Source organism: Bartonella sp. AA23NXGY, from assembly GCF_042197165.1.
Lineage (GTDB): Bacteria > Pseudomonadota > Alphaproteobacteria > Rhizobiales > Rhizobiaceae > Bartonella.
In genome coordinates, this window is record NZ_JBHIRO010000001.1 from 136,645 (window position 1) to 152,594 (window position 15,950).

Sequence of the window (15,950 nt, forward strand, 5' to 3'; positions counted from 1 at the left end):
ATTTTAAAAAATATTATAGCATATTGATTTAAAATAATTTTTTGTTTCAAGTAAGCAGACGGTTGATGATATCAGCAACATCGCTTGATAATTTTGGCGCAGCAGCAATCATTTTTAATTCAGTTTCAAGTTTTTGTTGTCGAATAGGTTCTAATTGTCGCCAAGAGCGCAAAGTTGTTAATAATCGTGAAGCAAGCTGTGGATTTTTTTTGTCAATTTCTAAAATGATTTGGCAAAGAAAATCATAGGAGGCACCATCAACTCTGTTAAAGCCTGTTAGGTTGTTAGAGGCAAAGACACCGATCAGAGATCGTACACGATTAGGATTATCCTTTGAAAATAGCGGGTGTTGCATGAGCTTTTGAACATTTTCGAGTGTTGATGTGCCAGCAACCATTGCTTGAATAGAAAACCATTTATCCATAACCAAAGGGTCATGTCGATAGCGGTTTTCAAAATCATTTAAGGCATTTTGTGCCTGCTCATTTTCATTAAAACGCTTCACGAGAACAGCGATACTGGCCATACGGTCAGTCATATTATCAGCTGTTGCATATTGTATAGCAGCACGATTTGGATTGGCTTCAGCAATGGAAAGATAATCCAGTATGATATTCTTTAATGCTCGCTTTCCAGCTTGTGCAGTGTTTGGTGAATAGGGCTCTTGGGTTTGCATTTGTTCATAGAATTTTGTTAAGAGCTCTTGATGGGTTTGTGCAAGTGAAACTAAAAACTGATTGCGGACACAATGAATACGATCTGGGTCAATATTTTTACCGATTGTATGAGCAAGCTCAACTTCACTAGGTAAATTTAAACAGAAGGCACGAAATTCAGGCTCTAAGGTTTCATCTATTATGATCGTTTCAATCAGCTTTAGCAAAGCAGAAGGGAATGTTGCTTTTTCTTGTGTTTTATCTTGAATGCTTTGAATCAAAGCTTGCGTCATTAAATGATTAAGAGATTGCCAGCGATTGATGTGATTGTCATCATGTTGTGCAAGAAAAATAAGTTCTCTTTCATTGAATGGCGTGTGTAGAATGATTGGAGCTGAAAAGTCTCGCAGCAGTGATAAAACGGGTTTTTCACGCAGTCCCTTTAATGTAAAGGTTTGGCTTTCCTTGGATAAAAGCATAACATCTGATTGAATATCTGTATCTGCTTCATAGGTGAGGTTTTCTCCGTTAGGTCCTAACAAGCCAAATACGATAGGGATAAGCATGGGCTTTTTTGTATTTTGTTGTGGGGTTGCGGGAATATGTTGCTTTGCATGAATTGTTAAAACACCATCGCTATAATGACTATCGATTTCTACATTGGGTGTTCCTGCCTGTTCATACCATAGCATGAATTGGGAGAAGTCTTGACCAGACACTTCAGCAAAACAGGTAATAAAATCTTCAATTGTACAAGCTTGTCCATCATGACGTTGAAAATAAAGATCAGTGCCTTTACGAAAAAGAGTAGGACCTAAAATAGTCCGTATCATGCGAACAACTTCAGCACCTTTTTCATAAACAGTTGTTGTGTAAAAATTATTAATTTGGCTATATTGACGAGGACGCACAGGATGCGCAAGAGGTCCTGCATCTTCTGCAAATTGCGTCGCTTTTAATGCTTTTACATTTTCAATTCGCTGTAGGCTGCGTACATTTTGATCTGATGAAAATTCCTGATCACGATAAACAGTGAATCCTTCTTTTAAACAGAGTTGAAACCAATCGCGACAGGTAACACGATTACCGCTCCAATTATGAAAATATTCATGTGCAATGACACGTTCAACATTTCTATAATCCTGATCGGTTGCTGTTTCAGGATCGACAAGAACATATTTATCATTAAAAACGTTAAGGCCTTTGTTTTCCATTGCTCCCATATTAAAGTCGGAAACAGCAACAATATTGAAAACATCAAGATCATATTCGCGTCCGAAACATTGTTCATCCCAACGCATGGAACGTTTAAGAGCATCCATTGCATAGGTTGCGCGTTCGGTTTTTCCTTTTTCTACATAGATACCAAGCTCGATACGTCGTCCAGATACAGTTGTAAAATGGTCTTCTAACTTATCAAGATCTCCACCTACTAAAGCAAAGAGATAAGATGGTTTGGGATAAGGATCTTCCCAAATGGCAAAATGGCGATTATTCTCTAAAATTCCTGTTTCCACCAGATTACCATTGGAAAGCAAGATTGGGATTGTTTGAGAATCTGCTTCAATTTTCACTCTATAGGTAGAAAGAACATCTGGGCGGTCGTAAAAATAAGTAATACGACGAAAACCTTCCGATTCGCATTGTGAGCAATAAACACCATTTGAAAGATAAAGCCCCATAAGTTGGCGGTTGCTTTCAGGATTCAGTTCCGTAACCAATTTCAATGTAAAAGGAACCGTTGGTGGCGTTGTAATTTCTAAACGTGAAGGCGTCACTTTATAAGTGTTTGGGGCTAATATCTCATCATTAATAGAAACGGAAATTAAAGTAAGATCATCACCAGAAAGAACAAGAGGTGTTAATTCTTTTGTATCGTGACGGGATTCAATAGACAATATGGCTGTAACATAGGTTTTTGTCGGTGCTAATTGGAAAGAAAGTTGTGTTTTAGGGATAACGTAAGGGGTTGGTTGGTAGTCTTCCAAACGATAAATAGATGTTATTGGCTGTTTCATAGTTTTTTCCCATTTGTATTTTAAGAGTTAAAGAAGGGTGTGTTAATTTTAGAAGCAATATAGGATTAAAGAATTACAAAAGGCTGTCGAGGCGATTTTTTACTTCTAAGAAGTCTATCCATGTAAGCTTCTTTTGACTAGGGGTTCTAAGAAGGTAAGCTGGGTGGAAAGTTGGCATAACAGGTATTTTTATATTATCCTCGCTTTCATAAATATGCCATTTACCTCTTGTTCGGATAATCCCATTTTGAGATCCGGTAAGAAACTGTGCAGCAACGCCTCCCAGTGCTATAAGAACACGAGGACGCGCTAAATAAATGTGCCGTTCAATAAAAGGGCGGCACAAGGCAACTTCTCTTGGTGTTGGTGTACGATTTCCTGGCGGACGCCAAGGAATAGTGTTGGCAATGTAAACATTATTTCTTGTTAAGCCAATTGATGCGAGGATTTTATTAAGCAACATCCCAGCTTTTCCCACAAAAGGAATTCCTTGTATATCCTCGTCTCGTCCTGGTGCTTCGCCTATAAGCATCAGGGGGCTTCCTGCTGTTCCATCTGAAAAACAGGTATTTTTTGCTGTCAATTTTAATGAACAGCCATTAAATGCAAGGAGAGCAGATTTTAATTCATCAAGTGTCTTGGCACTTTTTGCACTCTCTATAGCTGTGGATTCATTTTGTATAGTCCTAGAGTTATGCAGCTGATGATGATCTAATTTTACGGTTGGAGATGTTTTGGGAGATGCTTGTTGATTATGAGAAATGTTCACGACAGATATTAATTTTCTCTCTGAACAAGCAGACTGCTTAAAACGATCAATAGGAAAATCTGTCAGAACGGCATCCGCACCACTTTCTTTATAAAAGTTTAAGAGTTCTTCATAGGAAATTGAGCATGGTGTTTGATTTAACATTTTATTTTTTCTAATGATCTAGCGATTATAGATCAAACAAAATTATCCTTCAAGTTTTATTAAATGTATTCGCTAGCCATTAATGTATAAGAACGCTGATAGGATTCTCTCTTTTCACAAAAAAGGCAAATCGTAAAATGCGAATGTTCGCGATTATATGCATCTTTAAATGTATAATTTGTTTAAATTGCGTTATTTCAACTTTTTAAACAGACTAAACTCACTCATACTAAAAGAATTTTTTACTGAATGCAAGTGGTGTGATAATATTTTTTATCATTATATTCTATATTTAATACTTAATGAAAGTGAATTTTGTATTATTTTATTTATAAGATTAATTATAAATTTTATATTATTATATTTTTTAATAACTTTTATTAAAAAAATTAAATATATTAATTGAAATATATAAATATTACTTTTATATGAGAAAATACTAAGACGTTATAAACTATTTTTACAATGGGTTAAAAGCAATGTGTGGATATATGCTTTTGCTTTTTTTACAGCTGAAATGAGAGGTTCATTTAATGCTAAATGCGCTGCAATAGCGCTTGAGAGAATGCAACCTGTTCCTCGCATTGTTCCTTTTAAACGTGGAGTAGAGATATTTATGACTTCAGTTTTGTCAATGAAGCTATCAATTGCAAGAGGCCCCTCTGCATGTCCCCCTTTTACTAAAATAGAGCGAGCTCCCAATGACAAAAGTTTTTTTGCTTGTTGTATTGCTTGCTTATCATGAGATGCCAATGGACTTTTGCTAAGAAGAGCGAGTTCTTCTCTATTCGGTGTTAAAAGATCAACATGAGGAAGCAGTTTATCGATCATCGTGTCGATGATTGTTTCCGTTATTAGTTTTCCTCCTGATGAAGCGACAAGTACAGGGTCCAAAATAACTGGAACATGGGGATAGTCTTTGAGTACGTTACAGATTGCTGCTATAATTGCTTTTGTCCCCGTCATACCGATTTTTATTGCGCTTATTGGATTTGCTTCTAGGGCAGCACGCATTTGCGCAGCGACGAGGTCCCCACGCATTGGAATGATTTCGACAACGCGATTATCATCTTGTACGTTAACACAAGTAATTGCTAAATTTGCTTTTATTTGAAAATGTGCAGAGGTTTCTATATCACGAACAATACCAGCACCTCCTGTTGGATCAGTGCCCGCAACAATAAGAATAGAAGGTATCAACGCCATGTTTGTGTCACTTTTATCCACTGCTGTACACGCTCTTCTGGTTTTTTATGGAGGATAATATCAGTCACAACAGCAGCACTATTTGCTCCTGCTTTTAAAACACCCACTGCGCGTTCTGGTGTTAAACCACCAATACCCACCAAAGGTAAAGCACCAATCCGCTTTCTCCATTGTTTGATTTTTTCTAGTCCTTGCGGCATCCATTTCATTTTTTTTAAGATTGTCGGATAAATAGGACCAAGTGCAATATACTCAGGATTAGCAGAGAGTGCGATATCCAATTCATGTTCATCATGTGTACTAAGACCAACTTTTATACCACTTTTACGAATTGCATGAAGATCAGCATTGCTTAGGTCTTCTTGTCCCAGATGAATAAAATTACACTTTTCATCAATTGCTATTTCCCAATGATCATTAATAATTAATTGTGCTCCCAATTTATTGCATATGTTTTTTGCACGCTTAATATGTTGACGGATTATTTGTTGATTTTCATGTTTCATACGCAATTGTACGAGCTTGATACCAAGAGGAAGCAAACGTTCAATCCAATCAGCGTTATCAACGATGAGGTAAAATGGATCCAGTTTCATGAAAATACCGCTTTTCCAATGATTGGTGTTGAAGGGACTGCTACATTGCGTGCTTCGATCATGCCAGCTTTATATCCCATACGTCCTGCTTGAACAGCTTTAGAAAATGCTTCAGCCATCAAAACAGGATCAGCTGCTTTAGCAACTGCGGTATTAAGAAGGACCGCATCATAACCCAGTTCCATCGCAATGGCGGCATGTGATGGGCGTCCAATGCCGGCATCAATAACAAGAGTAGCATCAGGAAGGTAAGCACGGATAGAACGCAATCCATCAGTATTATGAGGTCCTTTGGCAGAACCAATAGGAGCACACCAAGGCATAATAACACGGCAACCAATGTCGAAAAGTTTTTCAGCAACAATGAGATCATCCGTTGTATAGGCAAAAATTTTGAAACCTTCATTGTTTAAAATTTGAGCAGCTTCGATTAAGGAAAAAATATTTGGCTGTAAGGTGTCTGAATTACCGATAATTTCGAGTTTAATCCAAGCTGTTTTAAAAAGATCTCTTGCTAATTGCGCTGTGGTTACGGCCTCTTTAACAGTATAACAACCAGCAGTATTAGGAAGCACTGTTACCCCAAGTTCTTGAAGAAATTTCCAAAATTGTCCACCTTGTTTTCCACCTGCAGTTTCACGGCGCAAGGAAACAGTTACAATTTCCGTATTCGATTTATGAATAGCATCACGAAGGATTGCTGGTGAAGGATATTGCGCTGTACCTAATAGAAGACGGGAAGAGAATTGTCGTCCATAAAGATTCAGCATAATTTTAGCCTCCTTGCATTGGGCTTAAAATTTCAATTTTATCTCCTTCATGCAAGACAAATTGGCTTCGTGCATCTATGGGAACAACTTCAGCGTTAACAGCAGTTGCAAGCCAATTTCCTTCATACCCCAATTCTTCAAGCAAGAGACCGAGAGTCATAACTTCTGTTTGGACTGTTTCACCATTAACAAATATTTGCATGTTTTATTCCAATGCCAATTCCATTGCTCGTTTTGCCATTTCTGGAGACAACAGAAAACCATGTCTATAAAATCCATTAATAGAAATAAAGTTACCATCTTTATGCACAGAAGGGAAGTTATTAGGATAACATGGACGAACACCAACGCCAGATTCAATAATTTCTGCTTCAGCAAAAGCAGGATGTAAAGTATAAGCCGCGTTGAGCAGTTCCATCATTGATCTTACAGAGATTGCACCATCAAAGTCACTTTCAATCATCGTTGCACCAATCATAAAAATATTATCTTGTCGAGGTACAATGTAGAGAGGAAACCGTGGATGAAGAAGACGAATTGGACGCGAAATTTTAATATCGGTGCAGCGCACGAGAAGCATTTCACCGCGTACGCCCCGTATATTTTTATCTTTTCCTAAACGTGCTATTCCTGTCGCATCAATAACAATATCAAATTTTTTTTCAGCCTTCTCTACATCAACAAAACAGGCTCCATTGTTGAGCAGCTTTTCTTTTAAAGCCATAAGTGCTTTGCGAGGATCAATATGGGCTTCATTTTCATAAAAGAGTGCACAGTTAAAACGTTCAGCAAGATCTGGTTCAAGATGAGCTATTTCTGTATTATCTACGGTTTTGTGATTATGCGTACGTACAGAAAATCGTTCGAGCTCTCCTCTATCTCGTGTAGGTGCAACCACTAAAGTGCCTTTTTGTATGACAAGGTTGGGGAGCGTTTTACGCCACCATTGTATAGCTTGTACACCAAGATCTTCAACAATTTGTTCTGCACTTTCCCTTTCACAGTAAGGTGCGAGCATTCCTCCTGCATACCAACTAGCACTTCCTATAGGTGAATGAGGGGGGGCTGATACAGTAACAGAAGCACCTTTTTGCTGTAACATAAAGGCAGCTGTTAAGCCGCCTACACCTGCACCTTTGATAAGAATGTTCTTCAACTATTTACTTTCTTTTTTTGAGGAGGAACAATTTCCATATAAAGGTCACCATTTTTCTGATATTTTTCGGCCATGGCGATCATACCTTCCCCTTTTGTTTTTCTTATTGCAGCTGCCTCACGAATATCATGGGAAATACGCATAGAACAGAATTTTGGTCCACACATGGAACAAAAATGCACTAATTTATGGGCTTCTTTAGGCATTGTCTCATCATGAAAGGCACAGGCTGTTTCTGGATCAAGAGAAAGGTTAAATTGATCGTGCCATCTAAAATCAAATCGTGCACGCGAAAGAGCATTATCGCGCAATTGTGCTCTAGGTAAACCTTTAGCAAGGTCAGCGGCATGAGCAGCAATTTTATAAGTGATCACACCAGTTTTTACGTCATTCCTATCGGGCAGTCCTAGATGTTCTTTAGGTGTTACATAACACAACATAGCAGTTCCAAACCATCCAATCATAGCGGCACCAATTGCTGATGTAATATGGTCATAACCAGGAGCAATATCCGTTGTAAGAGGTCCCAAAGTATAAAAAGGCGCCTCATGACAAAGATCTAATTGTTGCTCCATATTTTCTTTAATTTTGTGCATTGGGACATGCCCAGGACCTTCAATCATAACCTGTATATCTTTTTTCCAAGCAATTTTTGTCAATTCTCCCAAAGTTTTAAGCTCTGCAAATTGGGCTTCATCATTGGCATCGGCAATAGAGCCAGGGCGTAATCCATCCCCCAATGAAAGAGAGATGTCATACGTGCGTGCAATATCACAAATTTCATCAAAATGTTCATAGAGAAAGCTTTCTTTATGATGATGGAGACACCATTTTGCCATAATAGAACCGCCTCGTGAAACAATACCTGTTACACGATCAATGGTCATAGGAATAAATGGTAATCTTAATCCTGCATGAATGGTAAAATAATCGACACCTTGTTCTGCTTGCTCAATAAGGGTATCACGGAAAATATCCCATGTTAAGTTTTCGGCAATACCCTGTACTTTTTCGAGTGCTTGATAAAGAGGAACTGTTCCGATGGGCACAGGAGAATTTCGAATAATCCACTCACGAATATTATGAATATTTCGACCTGTTGAGAGATCCATAACTGTATCTGCTCCCCAGCGAATGGCCCAAACCATTTTATCAACTTCTTCTTCCATAGATGAAGTTACTGCTGAATTGCCAATATTAGCATTAATTTTAACACGAAAATTACGCCCAATAATCATGGGTTCGCACTCTGGATGATTAATGTTTTGTGGAATAATGGCGCGTCCACAAGCAATTTCATTGCGCACAAATTCCGCAGTATAAATTTCTGGTATTGATCCAGCAAATGTTTCATTTGATGGTACATTCTGCCGTTCTTCTACTGCTAATCCTTCATTTTCTCGTATAGCCACATATTCCATTTCTTCGGTAATAATGCCTGCGCGTGCGTAAGCCATTTGTGTAATTGCTTTGCCATTTTTTGCTCGTAAAATAGAACGTTTTTGCTTAAAGGCTGGTGTAAGGTTTTTATCAGAAGTCAATCCATTATCTTCAGGTTTAACTAATCGTGCAGGATAAGTTTCAGTATCATCCCGCTTAGAGAGCCAAGGCAAGCTAATTGCTGGCAGGCCTTTTGTAATATCAATGATCATATCTTTATCTGTGTAGGGGCCAGAAGTATCGTAGACGTTTAAAGGTTTTTCACCACTGCCATCAGCCAGTGAAATTTCACGCAATGGTACGCGCACATCAGAAAAGAGAAGGCTCTGTTGATAAATTTTGCGTGAAGCGGGAAAGGGGCTACAACTGATTGATGGAGTATTTTTCTGCACAAACTTTTTCCTTATAGACACGGAGTTCAAAAATAGGTTGCGATGTTAATGGAGTTACGATGTTAATGGAGATGTATTCAAATTATCAATCACGAGCATTCAGATGAATAGGGATAGTATTGCTTTGTAGCAAAGAAAACCCAATACAGCTCAAGAAAAGTTATTTTGAAAAACTGATACAATATCTATTCTAATATTTGCATGCCTCCTCCCACTTGAAGTATTTTTGTTAATACGAATATGGTTGGCTTAAATATCTATATTGTCAATCATAAAAATATATTTTAAACGATTTTGGTGTGTTTTTAAGAGTGAAAATAGATATTATGAAGTGATAAACTATGATATTGAAGCTTTTATAAACCAGAATAAAGTTAAAAACGGATTATCAGGGAAAAGTAGATAGTTTATGGCTTTGATTGAGATTTTTTTCATATTAAAATAATAACTCAGAATACCATAAGATCCTCTCATCATATATCTTTTCGTATAAAAACACTTCCTTGCACGTCATAAGTGGGAGCGTATGGGGCAAAGCACTTGAAGAAAGGAAGCCAAATGTCATTTAATGAACATTCTAAGAGTGAGGCTGTCAAAACGTGGGAGCCAACAAAATGTATGATGGATTCCACTTGTATCTTCAAAAGCTTAAAGCTGATGATCTATAATGGCTTGCTATTGTATCATTGACGTGCGCTGTCGTAAAATGAAAGGAGTATATTTTGAACAATATTTCTTAAAAAGTGCGTAATATGCAATATCATTATATTTTGTTTGGGGCATTCTATTCTTCATGAGGGGGATGTTCCCATTAAGAATGCGATAAATAAAAGCGAGAAACAATACCTAATCTTTATTATAAAAATAATATTGCCTTGAATTAAGAAGAACACCAATAATTGCAAGATGTTGTTTAGAATGATTTATTGTTCTTGCAAAAAAAATATACATATAATAATATATAGAGGAGGATGTGCTAAGTGTGGGAGGGGAAAAGTTGGTTATGGGGCGTTTAATAAACAAGGATATTGTTCATAAAAATTGGGGGAGGGGCTGGGTTATGCTTTTTAATTTTTTCCGGATCGGATACAACCTTCAAATTTTGTGAAGGTGTGTGATATTTAATATTTCAAAGTATTTTATTTCCAGTTTAATGAAAGTGTGGAGCAAATGTCCATATTGAATATATTCTCTGTGATACATTTAGATTGAACAAAAGCTTATTCAAAAAAACATTGGTGCTAATCTTGTGACACAATTTCAGAAATCAATTGAATAAAATAGAACAAAGTATTTGCATGTGAATAAAAACATAATGAAGCATGCAAAAAATTTGAAGCTAATTTTTAAAGTTTTAATACAAATGATAGCCAAAAGATAGAATTTCTTTGTTTAAAATATATGGTATAAAATATCGACGAGATAGATTTAAACTATTGAAAAAAAATAAAAAAAGATAATGTTTAAGTCAGAAACTTTCTATGTGGATGATAAGTTATTACATTCAGTAATGGTTATATGAAATCCATAATAAGAAAAATTTTGGAAGTATTTATAAATTTTGCAACAAGATGCAAGATTGAAAAAATAATTATATAACAACAGCAAAGCAACAAAACAAGATATTAAGTAACATCAGATGAGGTGGTTACATTATACATTAGAAGAGAAAGCATTAATACTAATGTTATGAAAAGCGTCTGGTGAATTTAGGTTATAAAATTGGAAGGAGTGAAGAGAGATAAAATGCGTAAATAAGGATGGTGCAGTGGTTATGATGTACCAATAAACAGCGGCAGCACATTTTAGTGCACAGAACGAGAAGTTGTTAGAAAAACTATGAAAATAATGGGGGATTTAAAATGTCTAATATCTATGATTGGTCTCTAAAGGCTGATGAAAATGCTTATTCAGATAGTATCATTAATTGGGCAGAAGGACAGCCGCCTAGTTCTGTTAATGATAGTGCAAGGGCGATGATGCAGCGCGTGCGCGAATATCTTGCAGATAATGGTGGATCTATTAATTCAAGCTTTATAGTAAATTTGGAAGATAAAACAACATTAATTACCTTAAAGACAGTTTCGCCTATAAAGAAATACAACAATGATATCGTCATACGTTTTAAAGCTTGTGGTGTAAATATTGGCGTGACAACAATAACTGTTAATAATATAGGAGAAAAGCTTATCTATAAAGCCACTGATACGGGGGTTATACCATTAGAAGGTGGAGAATTTCAAACAGATGGCATTTATGAAATGGTATACAATAATGGTGTTTTAATAAAAGAGCATGAGGGTTGGTATTTATTAAACCCTACACCACCAAAGATAGAAAGTTTCCCCTCTGGATTTATTGCAACATTTGCTATGCAAAATGTGCCAAATGGTTGGCTTTTATGTGATGGTAAGGCCTATAAGCGTGAAGATTATCCGCAGTTATTCGAGGCAATAGGTGATAAATGGGGAAAAGACAGCAATAAAACTTTTAAAGTTCCTGATTTTAGAGGCATGTTTTTACGCGGCTTTGATAATGGTCGGGGTTTAGATGGTGGTAGAAAGTTTGCAGATGAACAACAAGATAGCATAAAATCACATACGCATATTGGGAGTATTGAAAACGCAGGCGAGCATGCGCATAATTTTGAGTATCAAGGGGTAGGATGGCCCGTTGGTGATATTGGGAGACTCCCGAATCATTATACTTATAATGCAACCCTGAAAGGGAGAACAGCTTCTGCTGGTGCACATACACACAAGGTAACTCTTTCCCATACGGGTGAGGCAGAAACGCGCCCTGTTAATACAACCGTTGTCTATGCTATAAAATCATGAGTATGTTTAAGTAATAATAATCTATACACCTTGATAATTTTGTTAACGCGGAGCAATTCCGCGTTATTTTCTATACATATGAAAAGGAAATCTATATTGTTAATAGAATACTTGAGAGCGTCAAAAAACAAATTTAAAATGATTGAAAGAAAGAGTTAAGGATATAATTTATTTTATAATTATATGATAACATAGGGAAAATGTTTAAAAATCATTTAAACTGTGCCGTGAAGAGATCTGGAGATATATTTTTTCATAAGGTGTTTTGATAGGGGAAGGTAATAAAATTATTCAACCTGAGGCATAAAAAAGTACAATATTTTTAGCGTTTTTTGTGCAAAAATAGCATACCCCTGTATGAGTTAATTCATCTTATAAATATATTTCTCACCTTGTTGTCGATTTCATTTCTTTGCATTGCCATGGTAGGAGGCTTTATCTGTAAATGATAGTTCCCCTTTGAGTGGAATCATCATTATGCTTATGAAGCAGAAGACAAACGCTATTTCTATACTCTCTCCTCATCCCTATATTCCGCATTGTTTTTGCATTAGGGGGCTTACAAAAAGCGTTATTGAGTTTATTTTAAAGTTTTTATTCAATAGGTTAATTCTTTGTGATATGCCAATAAACAATTTTTTAATAGAGAGAGAAAAGTAAAAATATCATTGTAAATCAATATTTATTTATACAAATAAGCTAAAGTATATGTATTATAAAGAAAACATTACCATTAAAGCTACAAATAAATCTTTTATGCAGGGGAGAAAGGTACTTGATTTCTATATGGTCCTTAGAAGATATAATAATACATCCGTTATTATAACAAAGGCATTTGTACGCATTTCTTGAATCATTTTTATAAAGATAAAAGTGATAGAAAGAGTAGGAAAACGCATATTTATGTTGTATAAATTCGTATTATCTAACAGTTTGATAGCAAAACAAAACTTCACATGTTTTTAGTTACGTAAAATCTTGAAAGATTTTAAACTGGTAGTTTTTTCCAAAAATATCTTTAGGGTGCTTGGTCTTCTTTTTTAATGATAGATGACAAAAAGGAGTTCATATAAAAATAAAAAAGATTCTTGAATATTTGCGTGTTTTATTTTGCTATGGACTTTAGTTTTTAGATTGAAGCCGATAGCCTAGAGATCTAATTTCATAGGAGGATGTCGTTTGAGGGAGTATAAAAGGGATATCTTCTTTAGGTAATTCAGAAACGTTTAAAGAACAATGATAAACATCGCGGAGATTTTGTGTTGTCAACACATTAGTTGCATTTCCTTCGCAATAAATCTCACCTTCCTTGAGCAAGATCATGTTATCTGCATAATGTGCCGCGAGATTGAGGTCATGAAGAACAGCAAGAACGCCGCCACCAGAATGAGCAAATTGTTTAGCAATATCCATAACGATGATTTGATGTTGAATATCGAGGCTAGCAATAGGTTCATCTAATATCATCCAGCGAGGAATCCCATTATGAACAGGTTTCCAGACTTGGCAAAGTACACGGGCAAGTTGTACTCTAGCTTGTTCTCCACCTGATAATTGGTGATAATACAGGTTGCCATAATCAGAAAGGTCAACGCACTCTAAAGCTTTCTGGATAAGATTTTGCAATTCGGCTTTGGCAATGCTAAATTGGTTTACAGAAAGGCCAAGCCCTACAACTTCATGGACTAAGAATGGAAATACGAGCGTTGTTGATTGTGGTAGTACAGCCCGCATTTTTGCCATTACATGAGTTTTTGTTTGGCATACATTATAACCATTTAAGGTTATTTTTCCACTATAAGGAATTTCACCACTCAGAGCTTTGATAAAAGTACTTTTTCCTGATCCATTAGGACCAATAATAATGGTAAAAGCACCACTTTTAGCTTGAAGATTAATGTGTTTAAGAATCTGCTTCTTTCCGCGCTGAACACAAATATTTGTCGCTTCAATCATGAAAAGTCTGTTCCTCGTTTGCATATAAGGATCCATAGAAAGAAAGGTGCACCAAAAAGCGCTGTTACAATCCCAATCGGCAATTCTGCGGGGGCAACAATTAAGCGTGCAAACATATCAGCAAAAATAAGTAATGCTGCTCCCAAGAGAGCAGAGCAAGGAATGAGATAGCGATGATCAGGACCTATGAGTTGACGTAAAATATGAGGAACAATAATACCAATAAAACCAATACCACCACTGACAGCAACAGCACTACCGCACATAAGAGCAACAAGGGGAATAGCAATATTTTTGACGCGTTGAATATGGAAACCAATATGGCCAGCAACAGCTTCTCCAAGAGCAAGGGCATTAAGTGCTCGTGATAAAAAGGGAGAGAAAAGAAGACCAATAACGATAAAAGGGAGAACAAGCCATACTTTCAACCATGTAGCGCCCGCAAGAGAGCCCAGACTCCAAAAAGTGATATCACGCAGTTGTTGGTCATTTGCGACAAAAATCAATGTTCCTACAACAGCACTGCTTAATGCACCAAGAGCAATACCAGCAAGCAGCATGGTTGCAATAGAGGTAAAGCTGTTATGCGTTGCTATTATGTAGAGAATAATCGTTGATAAAAGTCCACCAAAAAAAGCACCTATGATAACTTTATAAGGCTCTAGAAAAGGTGCAAAAGAAACAGGAAAAGCAATGCCGACAACAATTGCTAAGACTGCTCCAAGTCCAGCACCTGCTGATACACCTACAATTCCGGGATCTGCAAGAGGATTACGAAAAAGCCCTTGCATAAGAACACCGGAGACAGCTAAGGCTGCTCCAATCAATAATCCCAAGATAACACGGGGAAGCCTTATGTCGATGAGCACGAGGTAATCACGCGTTTTACTACTTACCGAAAAATCTTGTGTAAGTATCACATGGAGGAGATCAACGAAAGAAACCTTTGCTGCACCATTCAAGAGCCCACCAAAAATACTGAAAATAAGGAATATTATTAAGCTTAATAATAAATTTTTTCCCTGCTTTGAACGGTTTATTTTTTTACCTTCTTTTTCTTTAGGTAAATGCATCTTGGATGTACCGTCTACCATTTTTATCAGCTCTTACCGTTTTGATGTGCACCATAAAGTATCTCAATAAGCTCTCTTGATGCGTCTGCAGTACGTGGACCAAATCCCAAAAAATACATAGCATCCATCTGTTTTATGGCATGATTTTTCGCTGCAGTTGTTGCTTGAACTGCCGGTATGGCTAAAATCTTATCAATGCTGGTTGATCTTGCACCATGTTTTACAAGCAAAATAACATCAGGATCTGATTTCAATAATGCTTCGCCATTGAGAAGTTTATATCCTTTATAATCGGTGATAGCATTGATAGCACCTGAAAGTTTGATCATACTATCAGCTGCAGTACCTGTTCCAGATGCCATGACGCGTCCATTTTGCACAGAGAAAACAAAAAGGACACGCTTTGGTGTTGTTACTTTCGCCAAAAGCGCATCGTTGTCTAAAAAATTACGCTTCAATTTCTCAATTAACGCCGCGGCTTGCACTTCCCGATGAATGGCTTGACCAACGAGGCGAATCTTTTCTATCACATTTTCACGGGAGTAGTCTTCTGGTATGATCACCAGAGGTATTGATGTTTTTTTGAGAATATCAATTGTTGAAGCGGGACCACTTCCTTCAACAAGCAATATACCCTCTGGAGCAAGTGATAAAACCCCCTCAGGTGAAAGAGCACGCATATATCCAAGCACAGGAAGCTTGAGCGCTTCTTGTGGGTAGACGCTTGTACTATCACGGGCGACAAGTTGATCTTGGGCTCCCAATGCATAGACAATTTCTGTAAGTGCTCCGCCGATAGAAACAATTCGAGCATTTTCAGGAAAACGCGTTGCAGGTTCAGCAATTACTTGTTTAGAAAAACAAGTAAGAGAGAGCAGTAAACACGTAAGAAAAAGGTTTGATAACCTATGTAAAAGAGATATGAACATGTCTAACC

Annotated in this window: 12 protein-coding genes; 1 reads left to right on the plus strand and 11 read right to left on the minus strand. The window is 36.8% G+C overall.

All coding sequences use genetic code 11. The features are described 5' to 3' along the window. Positions 1 to 46 precede the first annotated feature (46 nt). The 8 genes from pepN to thiC all read right to left on the minus strand — a co-directional run bounded on the left by pepN (position 47) and on the right by thiC (position 9,147). On the minus strand, positions 47 to 2,674 hold the full coding sequence (pepN, locus tag ACFINY_RS00565; RefSeq protein WP_375611198.1) for an aminopeptidase N: 2,628 nt from the start codon (positions 2,672 to 2,674) through the stop codon (positions 47 to 49). A gap of 73 nt (positions 2,675 to 2,747) precedes the next feature. After that, on the minus strand, positions 2,748 to 3,587 hold the full coding sequence (locus ACFINY_RS00570) for a uracil-DNA glycosylase family protein (RefSeq protein WP_273791211.1): 840 nt from the start codon (positions 3,585 to 3,587) through the stop codon (positions 2,748 to 2,750). 447 nt (positions 3,588 to 4,034) lie between these two features. Beyond that, positions 4,035 to 4,793, minus strand: a complete 759-nt coding sequence (locus ACFINY_RS00575; protein WP_375611294.1) for a hydroxymethylpyrimidine/phosphomethylpyrimidine kinase — start codon at positions 4,791 to 4,793, stop codon at positions 4,035 to 4,037. Further along, positions 4,784 to 5,389 carry a thiamine phosphate synthase gene (locus ACFINY_RS00580; RefSeq protein ID WP_375611199.1) on the minus strand — a complete coding sequence of 202 codons (606 nt, stop codon included), beginning with the start codon at positions 5,387 to 5,389 and terminating at the stop codon, positions 4,784 to 4,786. Before ACFINY_RS00580 ends, ACFINY_RS00575 begins: the two co-directional genes overlap by 10 nt. After that, positions 5,386 to 6,159, minus strand: a complete 774-nt coding sequence (locus ACFINY_RS00585) for a thiazole synthase (protein ID WP_375611200.1) — start codon at positions 6,157 to 6,159, stop codon at positions 5,386 to 5,388. Before ACFINY_RS00585 ends, ACFINY_RS00580 begins: the two co-directional genes overlap by 4 nt. 4 nt (positions 6,160 to 6,163) lie before the next feature. Continuing rightward, positions 6,164 to 6,361: a sulfur carrier protein ThiS gene (thiS, locus tag ACFINY_RS00590; protein WP_273791115.1), complete on the minus strand. Its 198-nt coding sequence runs from the start codon at positions 6,359 to 6,361 to the stop codon at positions 6,164 to 6,166. A 3-nt stretch (positions 6,362 to 6,364) separates the two neighbouring features. Next, positions 6,365 to 7,315 carry an FAD-dependent oxidoreductase gene (locus ACFINY_RS00595; RefSeq protein WP_375611201.1) on the minus strand — a complete coding sequence of 317 codons (951 nt, stop codon included), beginning with the start codon at positions 7,313 to 7,315 and terminating at the stop codon, positions 6,365 to 6,367. Further along, positions 7,312 to 9,147 (minus strand): phosphomethylpyrimidine synthase ThiC, encoded by a 1,836-nt coding sequence (thiC, locus tag ACFINY_RS00600; protein ID WP_375611202.1) that lies wholly within the window; start codon positions 9,145 to 9,147, stop codon positions 7,312 to 7,314. The genes ACFINY_RS00595 and thiC overlap by 4 nt, the downstream gene beginning before the upstream one ends. A 1,862-nt stretch (positions 9,148 to 11,009) precedes the next feature. On the opposite strand from thiC, the gene ACFINY_RS00605 reads away from it, so the two are divergent. Then, positions 11,010 to 11,984 (plus strand): tail fiber protein, encoded by a 975-nt coding sequence (locus ACFINY_RS00605; RefSeq protein ID WP_375611203.1) that lies wholly within the window; start codon positions 11,010 to 11,012, stop codon positions 11,982 to 11,984. Between the two features lie 1,122 nt (positions 11,985 to 13,106). Here ACFINY_RS00605 and ACFINY_RS00610 read toward each other — a convergent pair. From ACFINY_RS00610 to ACFINY_RS00620, 3 genes are read right to left on the minus strand one after another with little or no spacing between them, the layout of a single operon-like run. Continuing rightward, positions 13,107 to 13,940 (minus strand): heme ABC transporter ATP-binding protein, encoded by an 834-nt coding sequence (locus tag ACFINY_RS00610; protein WP_375611204.1) that lies wholly within the window; start codon positions 13,938 to 13,940, stop codon positions 13,107 to 13,109. Next, on the minus strand, positions 13,937 to 15,034 hold the full coding sequence (locus tag ACFINY_RS00615) for a FecCD family ABC transporter permease (protein ID WP_375611205.1): 1,098 nt from the start codon (positions 15,032 to 15,034) through the stop codon (positions 13,937 to 13,939). Before ACFINY_RS00615 ends, ACFINY_RS00610 begins: the two co-directional genes overlap by 4 nt. Before the next feature lie 5 nt (positions 15,035 to 15,039). Next, positions 15,040 to 15,942: a hemin ABC transporter substrate-binding protein gene (locus tag ACFINY_RS00620; RefSeq protein WP_375611206.1), complete on the minus strand. Its 903-nt coding sequence runs from the start codon at positions 15,940 to 15,942 to the stop codon at positions 15,040 to 15,042. Between the last annotated feature and the right edge of the window lie 8 nt (positions 15,943 to 15,950).

Bases quoted from the DNA above. Each gene is read 5' to 3' on its own strand.
- ACFINY_RS00570 (WP_273791211.1), bottom strand. From the start codon at position 3,587: ATGTTAAATCAAACACCATGCTCAATTTCCTATGAAGAACTCTTAAAC.
- ACFINY_RS00580 (WP_375611199.1), bottom strand. From the start codon at position 5,389: ATGAAACTGGATCCATTTTACCTCATCGTTGATAACGCTGATTGGATT.
- ACFINY_RS00585 (WP_375611200.1), bottom strand. From the start codon at position 6,159: ATGCTGAATCTTTATGGACGACAATTCTCTTCCCGTCTTCTATTAGGT.
- thiS (WP_273791115.1), bottom strand. From the start codon at position 6,361: ATGCAAATATTTGTTAATGGTGAAACAGTCCAAACAGAAGTTATGACT.
- pepN (WP_375611198.1), bottom strand. From the start codon at position 2,674: ATGAAACAGCCAATAACATCTATTTATCGTTTGGAAGACTACCAACCA.
- ACFINY_RS00605 (WP_375611203.1), top strand. From the start codon at position 11,010: ATGTCTAATATCTATGATTGGTCTCTAAAGGCTGATGAAAATGCTTAT.
- ACFINY_RS00610 (WP_375611204.1), bottom strand. From the start codon at position 13,940: ATGATTGAAGCGACAAATATTTGTGTTCAGCGCGGAAAGAAGCAGATT.
- ACFINY_RS00615 (WP_375611205.1), bottom strand. From the start codon at position 15,034: ATGGTAGACGGTACATCCAAGATGCATTTACCTAAAGAAAAAGAAGGT.
- ACFINY_RS00620 (WP_375611206.1), bottom strand. From the start codon at position 15,942: ATGTTCATATCTCTTTTACATAGGTTATCAAACCTTTTTCTTACGTGT.
- ACFINY_RS00575 (WP_375611294.1), bottom strand. From the start codon at position 4,793: ATGGCGTTGATACCTTCTATTCTTATTGTTGCGGGCACTGATCCAACA.